Origin of the sequence: Streptomyces sp. VRA16 Mangrove soil, from assembly GCF_017377775.1 — a bacterium.
GTDB lineage: Bacteria > Actinomycetota > Actinomycetes > Streptomycetales > Streptomycetaceae > Streptomyces.
Map to the genome: position 1 here is coordinate 654600 of NZ_JAFVLN010000002.1, position 21400 is coordinate 675999.

Here is a 21400-nt window from a genome sequence, read left to right on the forward strand (position 1 = left end):
TCAGTTGACGCCCCGGTCCCGGCCCTCCCAGTACGGCTCCCGCAGCTTGAACTTCTGGATCTTTCCGGTCGCGGTGCGCGGGATGACGTCCCGGAACTCGACGCTCGTGGGCGCCTTGTAGCCCGCCACGCGCTCCTTGCAGTACGCGATGATCTCGGCCTCCGTCACGGAGGCGCCCTCCGTGAGCACCACCAGGGCCTTGATCGTCTCGCCCCACTTGGTGTCCGGGACCCCGATCACCGCGACCTCGGCGACCGCGGGGTGGCTGAAGATGGTGTCCTCGACCTCGATCGACGAGACGTTCTCGCCGCCGGTGATGATGACGTCCTTCTTGCGGTCGGAGATCACGAGGTGCCCGTCGGCCGGGTCGAGCGAGCCGCCGTCGCCGGTGTGGAACCAGTCGCCCTCCAGGGCGGCCTCGGTCTCCTCCGGCTTCTCCCAGTAGCCGTCGAGGACGACGTTGGAGCGGGCCAGCACCTCACCCGAGTCGGCGATCCTCAGCTTCACGCCGAGCGCGGGCAGACCGGCGCGGGACAGCTTGCGGGCCCGCTCCTCGGCGGGCAGCTGGGCGTCCTCCGGGCGGGCGCGGTTGAACGTCAGCACCGGGGAGGTCTCCGTCAGGCCGTAGATCTGCGTGAACTCCCAGCCCAGTTCCTCCTCCACGCGCTGGATCATGCGGCTCGGCGGCGGGGCGCCCGCGCACACCAGGCGTACCCGGTCACGGCCGGGGACCGCACCGTCCCAGGTGGCCGCCGCGTCCAGGACGGCGTTCCATACGGCGGGCGCGCCGCACATCAGCGTCACGCCGTGCTCGTCCACGCGGCGCAGGATCTCCGCCCCGTCGACCTTGCGCAGCACGACCTGCTTCATGCCGAGCCCGGCCGCGACGAACGGCATGCCCCAGCCGTTGCAGTGGAACATCGGCAGCGTGTGCATGTAGACATCGCGCTCCCACGCGCGCGTGTGCAGCCCGAAGGTCAGCCCGTTCACCCAGATGTTGCGGTGGGTGAGCTGAACGCCCTTGGGGCGCGCGGTCGTTCCGGACGTGTAGTTGATGGTGGCGGTGGCGTCCTCGTCCGGCGCCGACCACGGGCGCGGCTCCACACCGAACCGCATCAGCTCGTTCTCGGTCTGCTCGCCGAGCACGAACCGGTGGTCCGTCTTGGCGTTCGCGCTGATCTCCTGGACCTCCGGGTCGACCAGGAGCACCGACGCGCCGCTCTGGCGCACCACGTACTCGATCTCCTCCGCCTTCAGCCGGAAGTTGATCGGCACGCAGATCCGCCCGCTCATCGGGATCGCGAACAGCAGCTCCAGCATCCGGGCCGAGTTGTGGCTGAGCACCGCGACCCGCTCGCCCTCCCCCACGCCGAGCGCGTCCAGACCCGCCTGCCACGCGCGCACGCGTTCGCCGAGCCGCCCGTACGTGGAGGTGGGCACCGGCGCCGCGGGCTGGGCCGGTTCGTCGATCACGCCGGGGCTCCGGGCGAACCCCAGTTCGGCCCGGTCCAAGAAGTCGCTGATCGTCATCGGAACACGCATCGTTCTCTCCTGCTCCCTGGGTGACCGCGGCGCAACGCGCGCGATCCTTGCGGACCGTGTCTGACATCGTGTAGTCCGTGACGCGGATCTCACCACCCCCGAACGGGGGTGAACAGGGCACAGCGAGGGGATCGAGGGTGAGCGCGAAGACCTCCGATGCGGTGGAGATGCGTGCGGCGCTGGTCCGGCTGCGTCGGGGCACCGGTCTGCCCGTCGCGTTCGGCGGGCTCGCCGCGGGTTCCGGACAGCTGCGCATCGGCGAGCTCAGTGGCGCGGCGACCCACGCGCTGCGCGGCCTCGCGGTGGCCGCGGGCAACGGGCTCGGCGGCAAGACGCTCTCGCTGGCCCGCGCCTGTGCCGTCAGCGACTACCACGGCTCCCGGCACATCAGCCACGAGTACGACTCCGCGGTCGCCGCCGAGGGCCTGCGCTCGGTGCTCGCCGTGCCCGTCGTCGTACGCCGCCGGGTGCGCGGTGTGCTGTACGGGGCCCTGCGCACCGCGCAGCCGCTGGGCGACCGGGTGCTGAACGCGGCCATGGCGGCGGCCCGCGACGTGGAACAGGCGCTCCTCGCGCGGGACGAGGCGCAGGCCCTGCTGCCCGCGGCGACGGCGCCCGCGGCCGAGGGGTCCGGCGCCTGGGAGGAGGTCCGGGAGGCGCACGGGGCGCTGCGGGCGCTCGCCCCGAGGATCGTCGACCCGGCGCTGCGTGCCGAACTGATGGCGGTGTGCGGCCGGTTGGCGTCGGCGACCGCGCCGGCCGGGCGGGAGTCGGACGTGACGCTGACGCCCCGCGAGACCGACGTGCTGACGTGGGTGGCGACGGGGGCGACGAACGCGGTGGCGGCGCAGCGGCTCGGTCTTCGCCCGGAGACGGTCAAGGGGTATCTGCGCTCGGCGATGCGGAAACTGGGGGCGCGCACCCGGGGCGAGGCCGTGGTGGTGGCGCGGCGTTCGGGGCTGTTGCCCTAGATCCTGTCCACGAGGTCCGGCTCCCCGCCTGGTTGTCAGTGCCGTGGTCTTCAATGGCGTACGAGGGGATGGTGGGATGGCATCCCGAGACGTGCGGGTGCAGTGGGGGTGGGTCCATGGTGTCGACGGAGCGGTGTCTGGCGTTCGCGGCGATGTCGCTGCTGGTGATCGTGATTCCGGGGCCGAGCGTGCTGTTCGTGATCGGGCGGGCGCTCGCGCACGGCAGACGCACGGCGGTGGCGACGGCGCTGGGCAATGTCGTCGGCTCGTATCTGCTGGTGCTCGCGGTGGCCCTCGGGGTCGGGGCGCTGGTGGCGCGCTCGGCGGAGCTGTTCGTCGCGGTGAAGCTGGCGGGCGCGGCGTACCTCGTCTGTCTCGGCATCCAGGCGTTCCGGCACCGGCGCGACATGAAGGTGTCGGACATACAGGGCCCGGCGCGACCTGCGCGGAGCACAGGACGCACGGTGCTCGACGGGATCCTCGTGGGCGCCACCAATCCCAAAGGCATCGTCTTCTTCGCGGCCGTGCTTCCGCAGTTCGTGAACCATGACGCGGGTCATGTGCCGCTCCAGATGCTGCTGTTGGGGCTGATACCGATCTCCATCGGCCTGGTCACGGACACGCTGTGGGGGCTGACGGCGTCGGCGGCGCGGAACTGGTTCGCGCGTTCGGACCGGCGACTTTCGATGATCGGCGGGACGGGCGGCTTCGCGCTGATCGGTCTCGGGGTGACGGTGGCGGTGACGGGCCGGGCGGACTGAGCCCGACGGCGGGCCCGTCCTAGGTGCGGACGGTGCCGAAGTCGACGCGGACCGGGCCCGGGGCCTCCAGGACGGCGGCGGTGTGCTCCGCTTCGGCGACGAGTTCCTCGCGCTGGGCGCGGCCGAGCCGGCCGAAGGGTTCGAGGGTGAGGACGCTCCCCGCGTCCGATTCCTTGAGCGTCCACAGTCCGGCGAGCATCCCGTCGACGAGGAACGTCAAGTAGGCGGTGTTCACCTGCCAGTTGCGGCCCCGGTCCGCCGCGTGGACGACCCGGGTGCGGTCGGCGTGCGAGAGGAGGAGGTTGTCGAACTCGGCGAGGAGGCGCGGCGGGGCCGGAGTGTCCTCGTCTGGGCGCGGGGCGTCGGGCAGGTCGAACAGTTCCACGCCGTGCTCGTCGCGGAAGGTCACGAGCTGCGGGCGCAGCCGGTCGAAGGCGGCCTTGGTACGGGTGAGCCCGGACCACTGCTGGAAGTCCTTCACAGAGGCGGGGCCGAACGCGCCGAGATAGCGCAGGACGGTCGCGTCGGGTGCGGGCGCGGACGCCTCGCCGGCATCCGTGGCGTCCTCGGCGACCGGCCGGTCCAGCCAGTGCTCGGCGGTGGTCAGCCGGACGCCGCCGCTGCGCCGCCACAGTCCGCGCGGGGTGGCCTGGACGAGCGGCAGTGCGCAGCGGGCGGCGATCGAGAGGGACTGCGGGTCGGCGTCGGGCCACTCGGCGAGGAGCAGTTCACGGATCTGCTTCGGGGTGCGCGGCTCCTCCTCCACGTACGTACGGGTGAGGGCTTTCAGCCGGTCGAGGTCGACGCCGAGGAGCCCCTTGCGGAACATGCGCAGTTCCCGTTCCCGGGCGGGCTGCACCAGCGGACGCAGCGTCATGCAGTCCTGCGCCGTGTGCAGATGGATCGTGGAGCGCATCGTGACCAGGCGGGCAGCGCGCCGCGACTCCAGGGCGTCGGAGAGGTCGGCGGGGGTGAAGCCGTCGAGCCGGGCGGCGAGCGCGAGGTAGGGCGGGCGGACCTCCTGGGCCTGCAGCCCGAGCAGGTGGGTGAGAGCCTCCTCGGTCTTCATCGGGCTGCGGCGGAGCAGGAGTTGCCGCGCGAGGGTGGCCCGGCCCAGTGCGCGTACGGTCATCGGCTGCGTCGTCATAGGGGGACGGTATCCGGGGATGCGGTCAGCCACTGTCCGCGATGCCGGTGCGCGGGAGGACGGGTTCCGCTGGCTACGCTGCCTCTCGAACATGCACCCGGGATCCCGCGACGGGCCGGACCAGAAGGAGGCGGCGATGCCGCGACGGCAGAATGGACGCCGCTACACCTGGCGCCGGGGCGCGGACCCTCGCTCGTCGGCCGCGACACCCGCCCCGTCCGCCACCGAGCCGACCACCGCGCAGGACCCGGCGCCGGACAGCGTGGTGCACGCGGCGCTGTACCGGGACGGAGTGCGGGTGGCGAGCCCGCCCACCCTGACGGACACGTACCGCCAGTTGCGCGAGCGGCCGCGCACGATGGCGTGGATCGGTCTGGCCCGTCCCACGGAGGCCGAACTCAAGTCGCTGGCGGCCGAGTTCGATCTGCACGAGCTCGCGGTCGAGGACGCGATGGAGGCGCATCAGCGCCCGAAGCTGGAGCGGTACGGCGAGACCCTCTTCGTCGTGCTGCGTGCGGCCCGTTATCTGGACGGGCCCGAGGAGGTCGACTTCGGCGAGCTGCACGTGTTCGTCGGCGCGGATTTCGTGATCACGGTCCGGCACGGCGCGGCCCCCGACCTGTCGGCGGTGCGCCGCCGTATGGAGGCGACCCCCGACCTGCTCAAGCTGGGCCCGGAGGCGGTGCTGTACGCGATCCTGGACGCGGTCGTGGACGGGTACGCGCCGGTCGTCGACGGCGTCCAGAACGACATCGACGAGATCGAGACGGAGGTCTTCTCCGGCGCCCCCGAGGTCTCCCGCCGCATCTATGAACTCTCCCGCGAGATGGTCGAGTTCCAGCGCGCCACCCGCCCCCTGGTCGGCATGCTGCACGGTCTGATGGCGGGCTTCGCGAAGTACGGCACGGACGAGGAACTCCAGCGCTATCTCCGCGACGTCGCCGACCACGTCACCCACACCAGCGAACGCGTGGACGGTTTCCGCCAGGCCTTGACCGACATCCTCACGGTGAACGCGACGCTGGTGACCCAGCAGCAGAACGCGGAGATGCGGGCGCTCGCGGAGGCGGGGTTCGAGCAGAACGAGGAGATCAAGAAGATTTCGAGCTGGGCGGCGATTCTCTTTGCTCCCACACTCGTGGGAACTATCTACGGCATGAACTTCGAGAACATGCCGGAGCTGGGCTGGAGCTTCGGATACCCCTTTGCGATCGGCCTGATGGGGGTTGTCTGTGTCAGTTTGTACGTGATTTTCAAGCGGCGGGACTGGCTCTGAGCACCCCTTGCCGAGCCAAGCTCCTCTCTGGCATTTGCTCTCGCATCGGTCACAGACCGGCTCCGAATCTGCCCCGGGGAGCCCCTGGGGAGAAGTGATGCGGGTGATCTCCTCGCCCTGCCGGAACTAAGCCTCTGACCTGGCCTTTTAGCTGCTTCTCGGTGCTGGGGAGAATCCGGGGAGAATCGAATGCCACTCCAAGCCGTCCGACCGGCGGAGCAAACCCGCATGGCCTCCCTGTTCGCCAGGGTCACCCGAGCCCGCGTCAGACCCCGATACCTCGCGACGTACGACGTGGGCTTCGGTGTCGCGCATCTCGAACTGCCAGATCAAGTGCTGCGCCCAAGCGCCTGATCACGTCGGGCCTGCAGCTCCCTCTGGACGCGGGCCACGTCGTCGGCGTACGGGAGGTAGAGGAGCGTCAGGAACGCGCCGTTGATCAGCATGAGGATCACGAGGGCCCACAGGAAGACCGTGCGCAGGCCGAGGGCGTCGCCGAGGAAGCCGGCACCGAGACTGAACGCCGCCCAGGCGATCGCCTCGAAGATGGAGACGTACAGCGCGAAGGCGGCGCCTCGCAGCTCGGGTGGGGTGATGGCCATGACCATGGGGCGGTTGACGCTGGGGTTGACCCCCTGCGTGGCGCCCATGAGAGCGAAGAAGAGGCCGAACAGGCCGATGCTGCCGTAGTCGAACTGGGTGCCGAAGAAGGCGACGAGCGCGAAGACGATCTGGGCCGCTTGGAGGACCGCGACGAGTCCGTGGCGCGGGCTGCGCCGGGTGGCCCAGTCGGCCAGGACGCCGCCGAGGAGCGTGCCGAGGAAGTAGCCGATGCCGAAGGGCAGCAGCACGATCGCCGCCTTCTGCGTGCTGAAGCCGTACACGTCCACCAGGAAGACCACGCCGAAGGTGCCCACCAGGAGGTGGCCCGAGAGGAGCCGGGAGACGAGGAGGAGGACCAGGCTGCGGATCTTGAGCAGGGAGAGCGCCTTGTGCCAGGTGAGCTTCGAGTGGGCGTCGCGTGTGGCGCGGTCGAGGTCGGCCAGCTGCCGCTCGGCCGCTCCCCGGCCCGGGTCGCGGAACCAGATCCACAGGGCGATGCCGAGCACGATGTTGAAGGCGCCGATGCCCCACAGGCCCCAGCGCCAGCCCTCGTCGACGCCGGCCAGTTGCCCCTTGAGCGGGCCGATGACGGCGCTGACCAGCGAGACCGCGCCGTAGACCACACCGACCGCGCGGCCCCGGGTCGATCCGCCGAAGAGGTCGCCGATCAGCTCGGTGATGATGGGGTGCGCGGCGGCGTAGCCGGCCGCCAGGACGGTGTAGAGGACGAGGAGTTGGGCGAAGTTCTGCGAGAAGCCCGCGGCCACGCCCCAGACTCCCCACAGCCCGGTGGCCACGACCAGGACGCTCTTGCGCGACCAGCGCTGCGCGGCCCACACCCAGAAGGGCCCGGTGAACGCACCCACGATCTTGCCGGAGGCGGTGAGGACGCCCAGCGCGCCGAGCGAGACCCCGAGGGACTGCCGGATCAGCGGGAACAGGCTGCTGACGAGGCTCGCCTCGGTGCTGTCGACCAGCATGGTGCCGCCGAGCAGGGACAGCTGTCGCCAGCGTCCTTTGACCTGGACCTCGGTCGTGGGCATGACGGTGCTCTGGCTAAGCTCGGTCATCGTGCCCTCTCATTTCTCTGCGATTTTCTTGGCGGGAGATCTGCGGGGAAGGGGAAGGCCGACTGCCGGTGACGGGGCGGCAACCCCGTCACCGGCTCAACAGGCCGTGAAGGAATCAGAGTTGGGCGAGTTCTTCGGCGACGTGGCGCAGACCCGGCACGGGGAACATCGCTCCTGCCATCGCGGCGACGTCGATGAGCGGTGTGGGGCCCAGCATCTGCAGCAGCTCGGAGTCGACGACGCCGGGCAGGTGCCTGCGCAGCACTTCGACGGCCACCGGGTCGGAGAGCAGCGCCTTGAGCGGCGTACGCAGGGAGAGGCGTCCCTCGGGGTAGTCCTCGGCGCGGGGCAGTGGCAGGCCGGCCCGCTCCGCCTGTTCCCGCTGGGAGCGGACCAGCAGGTGCTTCTCGGTCACCGAGCCTTCGGCGGGCAGTCCGAGGCGTTCGTACTGGCTGGGCGGCGCGTCCTCGGCCCGCATCAGCTCCACCATCAAGGCGGCCATGCGCAGTTCGACGGCGTCGTCGACCAGGGGCGAGTTCTGTTCGGGGTCGGTCTCCAGGTCGAAGAGGAGCGTGCCGTGGTGGTAGGGGTTGACCAGGGTGCGGCCCGGCACACGCACGGTGCGGACGTTCTTGGTGAAGGTGAACGGCTCGGCCAGTTCGATGTCCGAGAGTTCGGCGGGTGAGAAGCGGCCCCGCATGTGGGTCGGCATCAAGGTGTGCTCGAACAGGGGCGCGTTGTCGGGTGAGGCGGGTGCCCGCATGTAGACGTACCGGCCGTCGGTGACGTTGACGTGCCCGCCGTGGATGCCGAACAGGCCGGCCTCCCGTACGGGGGTGTCCTCGGCGATCGGCAGCGGCTCGCCCCGCATGTCGCGCGGGCGGTCGATGCCGAAGAACTCCAGGAACGTCGGGGCCAGGTCGATGGTCTGCACGAGTGCCTCGCGCCGCGCTCCGGCGGTGGCGGCGCGTGGGTCCCAGGCGAAGAGCGGCAGATGGACGAGTTCGTTGAACCACGGCTGGACGCTCTTGCCCCACCAGCCCTTCTCGCCGAGCAGCAGGCCGTGGTCGGTGCAGACGATCAGCAGCGTGTCGTCCCACAGCTCCAGCTCGTCCATGGTGTCCAGGACGCGGCCCAGGGAGTGGTCGCACATCGACAGGAGGGCCGCGTACTCGAACCGGCCGTGCGCGACCTGGTCGTCGCTCTCCACGACCCGCTTGTAGTCGGGCCAGTCGAAGTGCGGGCCCTCGTAGTCGTGCGGGTAGAGGTCCTTGTACGGCTGGTGGCTGAAGAACGGCTCGTGCGGGTCGAAGGTCTCGATCTGCACGAACCACCGGTCGGCTTCCCGGTTGGTGCGGATGAAGTCGAGTCCGGCGTCGAAGGTGAGGGTCTGCGGATGCCGGTCCTCGGTCGCCATGTGGGGGCGGTTCACCCAGTCCTGGCGGTAGGCGCCGAAGCGGACCTTCTTCAGGTCCTCCGGTATGACGGGGTCGGTGACCTGCCCCTTCCACGGGTCGCCCTCCTGGCCGCGGAAGAACTCCCAGGTGTTGTAGCGGCCGTGGTAGGTGGCGCCGCCGTCCTCCCAGTAGTGCGGGTGGTCGCTGACGAGGTGGGTGTAGACGCCGTTCTGCTTGAGCAGTTCCGGCATGGAGTCGTCGAACGGCTCCAACGGCCCCCAGCTGCGGTGCAGGAAGTTGTGCCGCCCGGTGTGGATCTCGCGGCGGGCCGGCATGCAGGGCATGGACCCCGCGTACGCGTTGTCGAAGGTGACGGCCCGCTCGGCGAGCCGGGCGAAGTTCGGCGCGTGGGTCCAGTCGGCCCCGTAGGGCGGCAGCATGTGCCGGTTGAGGCTGTCGAACATGACCATGATGGCCTTCATCGGACGGGCTTCCCTTCGGTCAGGCTCTCCCGGGTCTCTTCCAGCCAGGCGACCCAGCGGTCCATGGCCGCCGCCCCGAGGCGGTGCAGCGCGTTGTGGATCTGCAGGTCGAGGTCCTGGTCGAGTCCGGGTGCCGGGTCCTCGTAGTGCAAGGTGCGGTCCCGGTTCCGGTTCTCGGCGATCTGCTTGCGGCGGTGGGCGAGTTCGGTCTCGACGAGCCGGATCGCCGCCGCCTTGTCGAGCGGCCCCGTGACGCTGAAGCGGGCGATGAAGTCGATCTCCTGGAAGCGGCTCGGCGGTTCGTAGGGCGAACGCACCCACTCCAGGAGGACCTCGTGGCCGCGCTCCGTGAGCCGGTACACCTTGGCGTCGGGGCGGCCCTCGCGCGCGTCGACCTCGTGGCGGACCCAGCCGTCGGCCTCCATCTGGGCGAGCTTGCGATAGATCTGGCTGTGGTGGGCTCGCGCCCACAGGAACTGCCCTTCGGTCTCCAGCCACTTGCGCAGGTCGTAGCCGCTGTAGGGGCGACGGGTCAGGAGACCCAGCAGGACGTACTCGAACTTCACGGGCGCGGGCTCCTCGGGACGAGCGCTGTTGTGTACAACTTCTTCTATGCGCAACTTCACCTATGTGCGAATTCATATACTCGCGTCATGGAGACGTCAATGGGTTGTTGCACGCCGGTCACCCGGACCTGCTCGGGTGGCATGCGCCCCGGGCGGGCCGCCGTCCCGCCCGAACACGATCAAGTCCTGCTTTCCGGCGGCGAGTTCCTGATGGGCGACGCCTTCGACGAGGGGTTCGCGGCGGACGGCGAGAGCCCTGTGCACGCGGTGCGTGTCACGCCCTTCGCCATCGACGTGACCGCGGTGACCGTCGCGATGTTCGCGTCCTTCGTCGAGGACACCGCGTATGTGACCGTCGCCGAGCGGGAGCGCAGCTCGGCGGTGTTCCACCTGGCGGTCGCCGCCGAGAGGGCGGACATCGTCGGAGCCGATCCGGCCGTCCCGTGGTGGCTCGACGTCCGCGGAGCCGACTGGCGCCACCCCCACGGTCCGCTGTCCGCGGCGGAGCCGGACCACCCCGTGGTGCACGTGGCCTGGGAAGACGCCATGGCCTACTGCGGCTGGGCGGGCCGCCGCCTGCCCACGGAAGCCGAATGGGAGTACGCGGCCCGCGGCGGTCTGGACGGTCGCCGCTACGCCTGGGGCGATGAACTCACCCCCGGAGGGCGGTGGTTGTGCAACATCTGGCAGGGCCGGTTCCCCTACGCCAAGACCGGCGAGGACGGCTGGCTGGCGACCGCTCCCGTCCGCACGTATCCACCCAATGGCTTCGGCCTGTACGAGGTCGCCGGGAACGTGTGGGAGTGGTGCGCGGACTGGTTCGCTCCGGACTTCTACGCGCACTCCCCCACCGTCGATCCGCAGGGCCCCCGTGACGGGGAGCGCCGCGTCATGCGCGGCGGCTCGTACCTGTGCCACGCCTCCTACTGCGACCGCTACCGGGTCGCCGCCCGGTCGGCCAACACACCCGCCTCCAGCAGCGGCAACTGCGGATTCCGTACGGTCAGCGCATGACCGGGGGGCGCCGCCCCGGCATCAGCAGGTCCCGCGCCCGCCTGCGCCGGCGGCCGACCGCACGGCCTCGACGAGCTCCCGTACGTCGTCGTGGCCGAGGGGGACCACCGGAAGCTGGGCGAGCTGGCTGAGGCGCAGACCGGCCACCATGCGGTGCCGGGAACTTCCTTCCTCCGGGTACGCCTCCCCCATGGCGGCCCGGACCCGGCTCAGCAGCACCTCGACGGCCGGGCCGCCCACCGGGTGGGCGAGCCACTCCGCGAGCGTCGACTCCGCATCCGGCAGGGCGGTACGGTCATCGCCCTCGACGGCGACGGTCGTGGTCAGCCGGATGTCCCGGCTGGAGGCGCCGACGTCGATACGGTGATCGAGGCCCTCCACGAGCCAGGCGTCGGCCGCGGTGTCGAAGTACGCGAGGTCGGCGCGGGTGATCCGCACCGTGACATCCCGGGTCTGACCGGGCGCGAGCCGCACGGTGGCGAAGCCCTTCAGTTCCCGTACCGGGCGCCTGACGCGGGAACCCGGGGCGGCGACGTACACCTGGACGACCTCGTGACCGGCCCGTTCGCCGGTGTTGGTGACCGCCACCGTGACGTCGAAACCCTCACTGTCGTGGGCTGTTCGCAGGTCGGCGTAGTCGAAGGTGGTGTAGGACAGGCCGTGCCCGAAGGGAAAGGAGACGTCCAGGTCGCGGGCGTCGTAGTGGCGGTAGCCGACGAACAGGCCCTCGCCGTAGGCGACATGGCCGTTCTCGCCCGGCCAGGCCAGGTAGGCGGGGGTGTCGGCCAGACGCAGCGGGACGGTCTCCGCGAGGCGGCCCGACGGGTTGGCCCGGCCGAACAGGAGGTCGGCGGTGGCCGAGCCGCCCGCCTGGCCGGACAGCCAGCACGCCAGGACGGCCGGTACGTCGTCGATCCATCCGGCCAGGCGGACGACCCCGCCACCGGCGAGGACCACGACGGTGTTCGGGTTGGCCGCGACGACGGCGTCGAGCAACTGGGTCTGCTCGGGCGGGAGTTCGAGGTGGTCACGGTCGTATCCCTCGGCCTCGTGGCTCGGCGGGAGACCGAGGAAGAGTACGGCCACGTGCGCCGTCCGCGCCGCGCGGACGGCCTCCTCCCGCAGCGGGCTCGCGTCGGTCTCCGGGGCGTCGACCGGGAAACCGGGCGCGAAGGTGACCTGTGACGCGGGCGCGGCATCGGTGATCGCGGTCAGCGCGTCGTCGAGCCGGGTCGGGGTGACACGGGAACTGCCCTCGCCCTGATAGCGGGGCGTACGCGCGAACTCGCCGATGACCGCGATGCGTTGAGGCGCCGAGGGGTCAAGGGGAAGGACCCCGCGGTCGTTCTTGAGCAGGACGGCGCCGCGCGCGGCGACCTCGCGGGCCAGGTCGTGGTGGGCGGCGGGGTCGAAGGCGGCGTCGAGCCGGGTGCACGCGGCGGCCTTGCGGGCGAGTGCGGCCACGCGTGCGGCGCTGCGGTCCAGCGTCTCCTCGTCGAGCTCTCCGGACTCGACGGCTGCGACGACCCGGGCGGGTCCGGCACCGGAGGAGGACGGCATCTCCAGGTCGAGCCCGGCGGCCAGCGCCCGCACCCGGTCCACGACGGCGCCCCAGTCGGAGACGACCACACCGTCGTAGCCCCACTCGCCGCGCAGCACATCGGTCAGGAGCCAGGGGTGCTGCGAGGCGTGGATCCCGTTGACACGGTTATAGGCGCACATGACCGTCCAGGGCCGCGCCTCGGTCACGACGCGACGGAAGGCCGGCAGGTAGATCTCGCGCAGGGTGCGTACGTCGATGTCGGCACTGACCGACATGCGGCCGGTCTCCTGGTTGTTCGCGGCGAAGTGCTTGACCGAGGCGCCGACCCCCTGTGCCTGGAGACCGTTGACCCAGGCCGCCCCCAGGGCGCCGCTGAGCAGCGGGTCCTCGGAGAAGTACTCGAAGTTGCGGCCGCACAGCGGGCTGCGCTTGATGTTCACGCCGGGACCGAGCAGCACCTGTACCCCGTGCGCGAGGCACTCGCGGGCCAGCGCGCCACCGACCCGCTCCGCCAGTTCACTGTCCCACGTGCACGCGAGGGTGACGGCGGGCGGGAAGCAGGTGGCGGGAGCGCTGCCGCCGATGCCCAGGTGGTCGTGGTGCGCGTCGTTGGGCGCGTCGTTGGGCGCGTCGTGGTGCGCGTCGTTGGGCGCGTCGTTCTGCAGCCGCAGTCCATGCGGTCCGTCGGCGAGCCGGACGGCCGGGATCCCGGCCTCCGCGAGCGCGGTGGTGCGCCACCAGTCCGCGCCGGTCGTCAGGGCTGCCTTCTCGGCGGTGCTCAGGCGCGCCATGGTGTCGTCGGACGTCGGTGCCGGTTCGAGCGGGCTGTTCACGGGCTCTCCAGGGGGTGCGTGCGGAGGGGGGTGGCCGGGTGCCGGGGCGAGGGGAGCTGCTTGCCGGAAGGCGCCCGGCCCGGAAGGCCGGCGTCTCCCGCGGCCTCATCCGCGACCGGCGAGAAACAGTACGGCGTACTGTTTTTACGGGCAAGGGTCCGCGCGGACGGAAGTAGGGTGGCCGCGTGACAGCCAGAAGCTCCTACCCCAAGGGGGTCGCGAAGCGGGAGGAGATCCTCCGGGTCACCCTTGAGGTCTTCGGCCGCGAGGGCGAGCGGAACACCACGCTGCGCACCGTCGCTAAGGAGAGCCGGATCAGCCTGACCGGGCTGATGCACTACTTCGAGTCCAAGGACCATCTGCTGACCGAGGTCCTGCGCGCCAGCGACCGAGCGGCCGAGGCGCGCTTCCACGATCCGGAGGCCGTACGCGAACGGGAGGCCGTACGCGATCCGGGCGAGTTCCTGGCGCGCGCCCTGACGGTGAACGCCGCCCACTCCGCCCGGGTCCGCCTCTACGTCACTCTCGCCGCGGCCTCGACCGACCCCGCACACCCGGCGCACACGTACTTCCGGGACCGCTTCGCCCTGCTGCGCGCCACGATCACCGAGCACCTCACGGCCGAGCAGCGGGCCGGGCGGGTGAGCTCCGGGCTCGACCCGCACTTCATCGCCTCGGCCCTCGTCGCGGCATCCGACGGGATCCAGCTCCAATGGCTGAGCGACCCCGGCATCGACATGGCGGACCACGTTCGGCGCGTCTGGCGGACGCTCCTGGCGGCGCCCACTCCCCCGATCGCGGCGCGTCCACCCGCGTAACCGGGAATCCACTGCGGGAGCGGCCCGCGCAGCCGGTCGGACCAGGCGCTCCTGCGGACCGCGTCAGGCACGGCCGGCCGCGTCGTACCCCGTGACCGCGCGGGCGTAGGCGCGCAGCGCGGCGATCACTTCGGTGCGGGAGCGGCGGCCCGCGAGGATCTCCATCTGATAGCCGTCCTCCATCGCGACGAAGCTGGCGGCGAGCAGACGCGGCGGATCCTGCAACGCGAAGTGCCCCTGGGCCTGCCCCAGGACCAGGACTCCCGAGTACACGGCGATCTGGCGCTCCGTCAGCGCACTGTCGAGGGCGGCGGCCTTGGCGTCGCGCAGGCAGCGCGGCCAGTACTCGAAGAGCAGCCGGGTCAGCGTGTCGTCGGGCCCGCTCGCGACCCCACCCTCGATGCAGGCCTCCAGCTGGTCCCGGGCGTCGTCGAAGCGACTCGCGGCGCGTTCGCGTTCCTGGCTGTAGCGCTCGATGGCCTGCTGATAGGCCGCGTGGACCAGCGCGTCCAGGTCGCCGTAGTAGAGCACCGCGGCAGGCGTGACCCCGGCCTCCTCCGCGACATCGCGCAGCCGCAGCCCCTCAAGGCCGCGCGCCACCAGCGCGCGCTCCACCGCCCTGCCCAGCTCGGCCCGGCGGGTCTCCTTGCTGCTGCCCTTCTTAGCGGCCACGCCGCCCCCTTCACCCTCTTGCTATCGCCAGATTTAACAGTAGCCCGTCAGCTATTGACCATCCAGCAAGCCAGGTCTTAAATCTGCGTTTAACAAATCTGATCCGCGGCCTACGGAGGCACCATGCCCGACCCGATCGACGCCGAGACCAGAACGGGGCCGGCGCCCGCCCCGGACAAGGGACTGCGCGGGGGCTCGGTGGGCCTGCTCGCCTCCGTCACGCTCGGTCTGTCCTGCGTCGCCCCGGCCTACAGCATCGCCGTCACGCTCGGCTTCGTGACCCTGACCGTCGGGAATCTCGCGCCGGCCGCCCTGTTGCTGGGCTTCGTGCCGATCCTGCTCACCGCGTTCGCCTTCCGTGAGCTGAACCGCGAGATGCCGGACTGCGGCACCACCTTCGTGTGGACCACGCGCGCGTTCGGGCCGCTGACCGGCTGGCTCACCGGCGGCTGGGTGGTGCAGGTCGCCACGTTCATCGCGATGACGGCCCTCTCCCAGGTCGGCGCCACCTACCTGCTCCAGCTGCTCGGCCTGCACTCCCTCGCGGACAGCGGCATCGCCGTGACGATCACCGCGGTGGCTCTGCTCGCGGCGGTCACGTCGATCGCCTACCGGGGTCTGCACCTGGCGGCGTCCGTCCAGTACGTGCTGCTGGGTCTGCAACTGGCCGCCCTGCTCGGCTTCGGAGCCGCCGCCTTCGCCCGCCACGGCGCCGTGACGCCGTCCCTGGCCTGGCTCGATCCCTTCGCCTTCGACGGCTTCGGCCCCTTCGCCGAGGCGGTCATGCTCTGCCTGTTCATCTACTGGGGCTGGGACGCGCTGATCACCGCGAACGAGGAGACCCGCGACGGGGAACGCGTCGCCGGCCAGGCCGCCGTCATCTCCACCCTCGCCCTGCTCGGGACCTACCTGTTCACCGCCTTCGCCGCGATCAGCTTCGCCGGAACCGGCACCGGCGGCACCGGCCTCGGCAACCCCGACAACGCCGCCGACATCCTGTCCACCCTCGCCCCACCGGTCCTCGGCCCGGCCCTGGCCAAGGTGATGCAGCTGGCCGTCTGCGTCTCGGCGGTCTCCGCCCTGCTCACCAGCCTCGTCGGCTCCTCCCGCGGCACCCTGTCCATGGCCGCCCACGGCGCCCTGCCCGCAGCCTTCGCCCGCGTCCATCCCCGGCACCGCACCCCCGGCTTCGGCACCCTGTTCATCGGCGCGACGGCCGCCGGCCTCCTGGTCCTGCTCACGCTCGTCTCCACCGACTTCCTCGGCGACGCCATCCTGTGCATCGGCCTGCTGATCGCCTGCTACTACGGCACCACCGCACTGGCCTGCGTCTGGTACTTCCGGGACAGACTGCGGAACTCGCTCCGCGACCTGCTGCTGCGCGGCATCCTGCCCCTGCTCGGCGGACTGATGATGCTGGCCGCGTTCGCCCGCAGCGCCCACGACATGTACGACCCGGCCTACGGCAGCACCTCCTTCCACGGCATCGGCGGAGTCTTCCTCCTCGGCTCCGGCTCCCTCGCCGCCGGAACCCTGGCCCTGGCCGCCGCCCGCACCCGCTATCACCGCTTCTTCCGCGAAGGCCGCACCACGGTCACCGAACTCACCGTCACCGAGGACTGACACACCCATGCGCACACTCACCATCGCCGCGATCCAGACCACCCCCGTGCCCCACGACCTCGAAGCGACCTGGCAGCGCTTCACCGACCAGGTCCGCAGCACGCGCGACCTGTTCCCCCACGTACAACTCGTCGTCGTACCCGAGCTGTTGCTGGCCGCCGAAGGCGCCCTGCTCCAGTCGGCCGCGGAGGACTGGATGGAACGGGCCGCGGTCGCGATACCAGGCCCGCTCACCGACCGGATCTGCGCCCTGGCCGTGGAGACCGGCCTGTGGCTCATCCCGGGAAGCGTGTACGAGCGCGCGGAGGACGGGCACATCTACAACACGGCCCTGGCGATCTCACCGGAAGGCGAGATCGCCGCTAACTACCGCAAGGTCTTCCCCTGGCAGCCGTACGAGAAGACCACCCCCGGAAGCGAGTTCACCGTCTTCGACATACCCGGCGCGGGCCGCGTGGGTCTGGCCATCTGCTACGACGGTTCCTTCCCCGAAACGGTCCGTCAGCTCGCCTGGCTGGGCGCCGAAGTCGTCATCCAGCCCACCCTCACCCCCACCCGCGACCGGGAGATGGAACTCGTCTGCGCCCGCGCCAACGCCTGGACCAACCAGGTCTACGTCGTCAACGTCAACGCCGCCGACCCGGCCGGGGTCGGCCAGAGCACCGTCGTAGACCCCGAGGGCATCGTGCGCCAGCAGGCCGGCCCCGGCGAGGAAATCCTCATCGACGTACTCGACCTCGACGCCGTCAGCCGAGTACGCGCCTACGGCGCCGCAGGTATCAATCGTCCCTGGAGCCAGCTCGCCCGCTACGGCGGGTCGGTGAAGCTCCCGATGTACGGCGGCGGTGGATTCCACGCGCCGGACTGGCTCGAGAACGAGACGCCCTGACGACTCCATCGCCGGTCCAAGCCGAGGCCGGCGAAGACGGCCGCGATGGCGTGACTCGCCATCACACTGAGCGTCAATCGAGCGTCGAGCGCGCTGCGCTCCTCCACCACGGTGGGCACGGATCCGTGCCCACCGGCTCCGCAGACCTTGGATAAGCCCAGGCCCGAGCCTTTCGAGCGTCACGCGGTGTCGTTGCGTGGAGTGACCGGGCAACGGGCCTTCGAGCCCATCCGGCATGCTCCACCAGGCAAGCCCGCTGCGGAGAATCTGGGGAGCATCGAGCCCCCATGGGGAGCGCGTGGGGAGAACCGGCCGCATAGAGCTGACCGAGCGTGAAAGACCCAGGAAGAGGCATCACCCCAGGTCAAGGCGCCCCCGTATGGCAAATGCCCTGGTCAACGGGGTGCGGTAGACAACTTCAAGAAGATTTCGAGCTGGGCGGCGATCCTCTTCGCTCCCACACTCGTGGGAACCATCTACGGCATGAACTTTGAGAACATGCCGGAGCTGGGGTGGAGCTTCGGATACCCCTTTGCGATCGGCCTGATGGGGGTTGTCTGTGGCAGTTTGTACGTGATTTTCAAGCGGCGGGACTGGCTCTGAGCACCTCTTGCCGAGCCAAGCTCCTCTCTGGCCTGTGCTCTCGCATCGGTCACAGATCGGCTCCGAATCGACCCTGGGGAGCCCCTGGGGAGCCCCTGGGGAGAAGTGATGCGGCTGATCTCTCCTCACCCTGCCAGAACTAAGCCTCTGACCTGGCCTTTTGAGTGCTTCTCGACGCTGGGAAGAATCCGGGGAGAATCGAGTGCCACCCCAAGTCGTCCGACCGGCGGAGCAAACCCGCCCGGCCTCCCTGTTCGCCAGGCTCGGCCGAGCGACTACCCACACCGAACTTCGCCGACAGTGACATCAGCGCGCTGCCTCGACACCTCTGCGTGGTCGCAGTGTCGACGCGCGGGTTCCGGGTGAAGACGCGTCCGACTCGTCCGTCGCGCGGTGCGCCGTTCACGGGAACGCCGTCTCGTGAAGCGGGCGGCGAACCGAGGAGCGGGGACGACAGGTCGCCGCTCCCGGATCCTCCCAGTCACAGGACGTCTCAGGGACGTCTCGGGCACGTCCGACGGGGGGCGGGGCTCATAGATTCGACGGCGCTCGTCCCGGTCCGTCCGGGCCTGCTCGCCATCCGGGGACACCGTCACCCGTGCGGCGGGCGGTACACCGTCCGCCGTGTCACCCAAGGCCGATGCGGCGGCTTCATCGAGAGGACTCTTTCATGCGTCGCAGTCTTACGGGCTTCGCGCTCATCACGGGGCTGTTGCTGATGCCGCTGGCCGGCACCGCCACGCCTGCCGCCGCGGCGACCACCATCGCGTGCAACTACACCGCGTCCGAGCCGACCCTGCGTCTGGGCAGCAGCGGTACCGCGGTCAAGCAGCTCCAGTGCCAGCTCAACCGCAGCCTGTTCCCGGAGAAATACGCCCCGCTGGCGGTGGATGGCTCCTTCGGGGCCCGCACCCGCGACGCGGTGTACACCTTCCAGAACTGCATCGGCCTGTCCGTGGACGGGGTGGTAGGCCCGCAGACCTGGAGCGAGCTGTACTACTGGGACACCCGGTACTACTACCCCGACTGCTGAGCCGGACCCTGTCGGGGGTACTGAGCCGGTCGGGGCAACTACCCCAATTTCGATAGGACTTGGACCGGGAATGCCTTGCTGGTCCAGGAATCTCAGGAAGGCGGTCGGCGGTCTTGGTGAGGAGACGTCCTCGATGTCTGACCGGCCGCCAAGGCGTTCGATGCGCACGGCGATGACCCTGAGGACGTGTTGCAGATAGACTTTCGGCTGTCCTCGGTAGCGGCAATGGCGCACGCCGTGTCCATGGGCGAACTCGTTGTCCCCGCCGGGATCCTGCCCCGCATGCTCGGCGTCCACGTCCCAGTCGCCGTCCGGTGGCATAGGCATCGACGGGCGACTGGGCCGCTCATGCTGCCGACGTCGGCCGACGGGCCGACAGCACGGGCCGTGAAGCGCATCTGTGACGCCATGCCCGACCCGCGCCGGCAGCTGACCACGCGACCGTTCGCGTCCCGTGGTCGTGCGTTCGGTTCGACGCGTTGCGGCAGCTGGGCCGGGCGCTTCGCCGCCGGGGCGGTGCTCAGGTTGTCAGGCGGGCCAGGAGCGCGGGATGGTCTGCCAGGGCCGCTTCCACCATGGCCCGTGCATGCGGCTTGAAGGAATCGAGGTCGACGGACCGCCAGTCGATGCCGCCCAGGGGTGGCTGCGGGTCGTACTCGATGAAGAGCTGGACCATGCGGGCCGTCTGCTCGCCCGCGAGGCGTTCGACCAGGTGGAGAGCCATGTCGATACCAGCCGAGACTCCGGCGGCGGTGAGCACGGGGCCGTCCTGGACCCAGCGTTCGGCGACGGGCGTCGCGCCGAACTTGGCCAGCAGGTCACGGACGCCCCAGTGAGTGGTGGCCTTCCGGCCTTCGAGCAGGCCGGCGGCCCCCAGGAGCAGTGAGCCGGTACATACCGAGCCGACGACCTCAGCCGTCCGCGCGGCCTGGCGGATCCAGTCCAGCAGAGACTCGTCGGCCAGGGCGGCCAGGGTCGGCTCGGTCCCGCCGGGCACGAGCAGCGCGAAGGGGTCGGCGACCTGGTCGAATGTGTGACTCGGCGTCACCTTCAGCGGCGTGTCGGTGCCCAGAGGGGAGAGATCCCTGCCGACGACGACCACCTCGAACGACGGATCCATCTGGGCGAGTGCCGACAGCACCTGGAGCGGCCCCACCAGGTCGAGCGGGGTGATGCCGGGATAGAGAACGAAAGCAAGTGTCTTGGTCATGCCGTCACCTTCGGCCCCGGGCCATGGGAGCGCCAAGGGCAGACAGCGATGAGGTCGGAATTCTTGGGATGCACGTCATTCCGACATAGGGTCCGCTCATGGAGGAACGAGTGGTGGTCCTTGTGGGATACGCCGAGGCCGAGTTGCTGGACATCGCCTGCGTGACGACAGGCTTGACCACGGCCAACCGGATCGGAGCGAGTCCCGCCTATGCCGTGAGCGTGGCCACCCCGGGAGGCCGTGCGATCACCTGCGACTCGGGGCTGACGCTGCAGGGGCAACGGTCCCTGGAACGGCTGCGGGGGCCGCTGGACACACTGATCATCTCGGGAGGGATCGGCCACGAGGCCGCGGGCGACAACCCTCGGATCGTCGGCCATGTCCGCCGCTTGGCCAGAGAGAGCCGCAGAGTGGCCTCGGTCTGCACAGGGGCGACCGTGCTGGCCTCAGCCGGCCTGCTCAACGGGAGACGCGCCACGACTCACTGGCTCTACGCCGAACAATTGGCCGCCGCTTACCCGGAGATCACCGTGGATCCGGCGCCGATCTACATTCGTGACGGAAGCGTGGTCACCGCGGCGGGCGTCACAAGCGCCCTGGACCTCACTCTTGCTTTCATCGAGGAGGACCACGGCGGGGAGCTGGCGCGCGCAGTGGCCCGGGGCCTGGTCACCTATCTGCAACGGCCCGGCAACCAGGCACAGATGAGCATGTTCACAGCCACCCCGGCACCGACGAACGGGCTGGTCAAGCGAGTCGTCGACCACATCACCAGCCACTTGGCCGAGGACCTGACCGCAACCGTGCTGGCTGCACACGCGGGAGTGAGCGAACGCCACCTGACTCGCCTGTTCATCGATCACCTTGGAAAGGCACCAGGCCGATTCGTGCGCGACGCACGCACCGAGGCCGCCGCTCACCTCCTGACCTCCACCTCACTCCCCGTGGCGAGCGTGGCCGCACAATGCGGCTTCGGAACCGCTGAAACGCTCCGCCAGGCGTTCGCCAGTCGCTACAGGACATCGCCGTCGCGCTACCGAGCAACCCAAAGCACATCAGTGACCTGACAGCAGCGCTGCCGCTGCATTGCAAGGTGGCCGAGCCGTTGGCAGCCGACGACGAACTGGGCGAGAGGCCGCAGGCAGTGGGAAGCAGCCCCGCGCGGCAGCAGCGCCTGGTGCCCAAGCAGACCAGCGAAGTCGGCGTGCGTTGCCTGCCTGCGAACTGCCCCGTGGGTACGACCCGACGGTCCCGCGGCGGGCAGCCGTGAGCTGTGCTGTGCCTGGGGCGTTGCGAAGTTGAGCGGCCTGTGCGTGGAGTGCACCACCGCGCGCCGGCACTTGCGCA

At 70.3% G+C, this 21400-nt stretch carries 17 protein-coding genes and 1 pseudogene; 10 read left to right on the forward strand and 8 right to left on the reverse strand.

The window, feature by feature from the left end; translation table 11 throughout:
* Positions 1-1542, reverse strand: coding sequence for an AMP-binding protein (locus J3486_RS08655; RefSeq protein WP_207819561.1), 1542 nt, complete (start codon positions 1540-1542; stop codon positions 1-3).
* Positions 1543-1679: 137 nt separating this feature from the next.
* On the opposite strand from J3486_RS08655, the gene J3486_RS08660 reads away from it, so the two are divergent.
* Positions 1680-2513: a LuxR C-terminal-related transcriptional regulator gene (locus tag J3486_RS08660; RefSeq protein ID WP_307804734.1), complete on the forward strand. Its 834-nt coding sequence runs from the start codon at positions 1680-1682 to the stop codon at positions 2511-2513.
* A 116-nt stretch (positions 2514-2629) separates the two neighbouring features.
* A complete protein-coding gene (locus J3486_RS08665; RefSeq protein ID WP_207819562.1) occupies positions 2630-3274 on the forward strand; it encodes a LysE family translocator in 645 nt (214 codons plus the stop codon).
* A 19-nt stretch (positions 3275-3293) separates the two neighbouring features.
* On the opposite strand, the gene J3486_RS08670 is transcribed toward J3486_RS08665, so the two are convergent.
* Positions 3294-4421 (reverse strand): winged helix DNA-binding domain-containing protein, encoded by a 1128-nt coding sequence (locus J3486_RS08670; RefSeq protein WP_207819563.1) that lies wholly within the window; start codon positions 4419-4421, stop codon positions 3294-3296.
* A gap of 136 nt (positions 4422-4557) precedes the next feature.
* On the opposite strand from J3486_RS08670, the gene J3486_RS08675 reads away from it, so the two are divergent.
* On the forward strand, positions 4558-5697 hold the full coding sequence (locus J3486_RS08675; RefSeq protein WP_207819564.1) for a magnesium and cobalt transport protein CorA: 1140 nt from the start codon (positions 4558-4560) through the stop codon (positions 5695-5697).
* Between the two features lie 329 nt (positions 5698-6026).
* On the opposite strand, the gene J3486_RS08680 is transcribed toward J3486_RS08675, so the two are convergent.
* The 3 genes from J3486_RS08680 to J3486_RS08690 form a co-directional block, all read right to left on the reverse strand.
* Positions 6027-7370 carry an MFS transporter gene (locus J3486_RS08680; protein ID WP_207819565.1) on the reverse strand — a complete coding sequence of 448 codons (1344 nt, stop codon included), beginning with the start codon at positions 7368-7370 and terminating at the stop codon, positions 6027-6029.
* 115 nt (positions 7371-7485) lie between these two features.
* Positions 7486-9249 carry a sulfatase gene (locus J3486_RS08685; protein ID WP_207819566.1) on the reverse strand — a complete coding sequence of 588 codons (1764 nt, stop codon included), beginning with the start codon at positions 9247-9249 and terminating at the stop codon, positions 7486-7488.
* Positions 9246-9815 (reverse strand): PadR family transcriptional regulator, encoded by a 570-nt coding sequence (locus tag J3486_RS08690; RefSeq protein ID WP_207819567.1) that lies wholly within the window; start codon positions 9813-9815, stop codon positions 9246-9248. Before J3486_RS08690 ends, J3486_RS08685 begins: the two co-directional genes overlap by 4 nt.
* 87 nt (positions 9816-9902) lie before the next feature.
* Here J3486_RS08690 and J3486_RS08695 point away from each other — a divergent pair, with 87 nt between their 5' ends.
* A complete protein-coding gene (locus J3486_RS08695) occupies positions 9903-10829 on the forward strand; it encodes a formylglycine-generating enzyme family protein (RefSeq protein WP_207819568.1) in 927 nt (308 codons plus the stop codon).
* A gap of 21 nt (positions 10830-10850) precedes the next feature.
* Here the strand turns inward: J3486_RS08695 and J3486_RS44655 are convergent, their stop codons facing one another.
* Complete coding sequence (locus J3486_RS44655; protein ID WP_207819726.1) at positions 10851-13163, reverse strand: glycoside hydrolase family 3 C-terminal domain-containing protein; 2313 nt, start codon at positions 13161-13163, stop codon at positions 10851-10853.
* Positions 13164-13390: 227 nt separating this feature from the next.
* On the opposite strand from J3486_RS44655, the gene J3486_RS08705 reads away from it, so the two are divergent.
* Positions 13391-14023, forward strand: a complete 633-nt coding sequence (locus tag J3486_RS08705; RefSeq protein ID WP_207819569.1) for a TetR/AcrR family transcriptional regulator — start codon at positions 13391-13393, stop codon at positions 14021-14023.
* A 63-nt stretch (positions 14024-14086) separates the two neighbouring features.
* On the opposite strand, the gene J3486_RS08710 is transcribed toward J3486_RS08705, so the two are convergent.
* Positions 14087-14695: a TetR/AcrR family transcriptional regulator gene (locus J3486_RS08710; RefSeq protein ID WP_207819570.1), complete on the reverse strand. Its 609-nt coding sequence runs from the start codon at positions 14693-14695 to the stop codon at positions 14087-14089.
* 123 nt (positions 14696-14818) lie between these two features.
* On the opposite strand from J3486_RS08710, the gene J3486_RS08715 reads away from it, so the two are divergent.
* The 4 genes and pseudogenes from J3486_RS08715 (at position 14819) to J3486_RS08730 (ending at position 18843) form a co-directional block, all read left to right on the forward strand.
* Positions 14819-16318, forward strand: coding sequence for an APC family permease (locus tag J3486_RS08715; protein WP_207819571.1), 1500 nt, complete (start codon positions 14819-14821; stop codon positions 16316-16318).
* Between the two features lie 7 nt (positions 16319-16325).
* A complete protein-coding gene (locus J3486_RS08720) occupies positions 16326-17207 on the forward strand; it encodes a carbon-nitrogen hydrolase family protein (RefSeq protein ID WP_207819572.1) in 882 nt (293 codons plus the stop codon).
* Between the two features lie 411 nt (positions 17208-17618).
* Positions 17619-17810: pseudogene (locus J3486_RS08725) on the forward strand (CorA family divalent cation transporter); the annotation flags it as partial.
* A 670-nt stretch (positions 17811-18480) separates the two neighbouring features.
* Positions 18481-18843, forward strand: coding sequence for a peptidoglycan-binding protein (locus J3486_RS08730; RefSeq protein WP_207819573.1), 363 nt, complete (start codon positions 18481-18483; stop codon positions 18841-18843).
* A gap of 520 nt (positions 18844-19363) precedes the next feature.
* Here J3486_RS08730 and J3486_RS08735 read toward each other — a convergent pair.
* Positions 19364-20053, reverse strand: a complete 690-nt coding sequence (locus J3486_RS08735; RefSeq protein ID WP_207819574.1) for a DJ-1/PfpI family protein — start codon at positions 20051-20053, stop codon at positions 19364-19366.
* Positions 20054-20151: 98 nt separating this feature from the next.
* Between J3486_RS08735 and J3486_RS08740 the strand changes: the two genes are divergently transcribed.
* Complete coding sequence (locus J3486_RS08740; protein WP_207819575.1) at positions 20152-21120, forward strand: GlxA family transcriptional regulator; 969 nt, start codon at positions 20152-20154, stop codon at positions 21118-21120.
* Positions 21121-21400 lie beyond the last annotated feature (280 nt).

Excerpts from the sequence above, each read along its gene's own strand:
- J3486_RS08720 (WP_207819572.1), top strand. The coding sequence starts at position 16,326 with ATGCGCACACTCACCATCGCCGCGATCCAGACCACCCCCGTGCCCCAC.
- J3486_RS08675 (WP_207819564.1), top strand. The coding sequence starts at position 4,558 with ATGCCGCGACGGCAGAATGGACGCCGCTACACCTGGCGCCGGGGCGCG.
- J3486_RS08685 (WP_207819566.1), bottom strand. The coding sequence starts at position 9,249 with ATGAAGGCCATCATGGTCATGTTCGACAGCCTCAACCGGCACATGCTG.
- J3486_RS08740 (WP_207819575.1), top strand. The coding sequence starts at position 20,152 with ATGGAGGAACGAGTGGTGGTCCTTGTGGGATACGCCGAGGCCGAGTTG.
- J3486_RS08715 (WP_207819571.1), top strand. The coding sequence starts at position 14,819 with ATGCCCGACCCGATCGACGCCGAGACCAGAACGGGGCCGGCGCCCGCC.
- J3486_RS08655 (WP_207819561.1), bottom strand. The coding sequence starts at position 1,542 with ATGCGTGTTCCGATGACGATCAGCGACTTCTTGGACCGGGCCGAACTG.
- J3486_RS44655 (WP_207819726.1), bottom strand. The coding sequence starts at position 13,163 with ATGGCGCGCCTGAGCACCGCCGAGAAGGCAGCCCTGACGACCGGCGCG.
- J3486_RS08670 (WP_207819563.1), bottom strand. The coding sequence starts at position 4,421 with ATGACGACGCAGCCGATGACCGTACGCGCACTGGGCCGGGCCACCCTC.
- J3486_RS08735 (WP_207819574.1), bottom strand. The coding sequence starts at position 20,053 with ATGACCAAGACACTTGCTTTCGTTCTCTATCCCGGCATCACCCCGCTC.
- J3486_RS08665 (WP_207819562.1), top strand. The coding sequence starts at position 2,630 with ATGGTGTCGACGGAGCGGTGTCTGGCGTTCGCGGCGATGTCGCTGCTG.
- J3486_RS08730 (WP_207819573.1), top strand. The coding sequence starts at position 18,481 with ATGCGTCGCAGTCTTACGGGCTTCGCGCTCATCACGGGGCTGTTGCTG.
- J3486_RS08695 (WP_207819568.1), top strand. The coding sequence starts at position 9,903 with ATGGAGACGTCAATGGGTTGTTGCACGCCGGTCACCCGGACCTGCTCG.
- J3486_RS08680 (WP_207819565.1), bottom strand. The coding sequence starts at position 7,370 with ATGACCGAGCTTAGCCAGAGCACCGTCATGCCCACGACCGAGGTCCAG.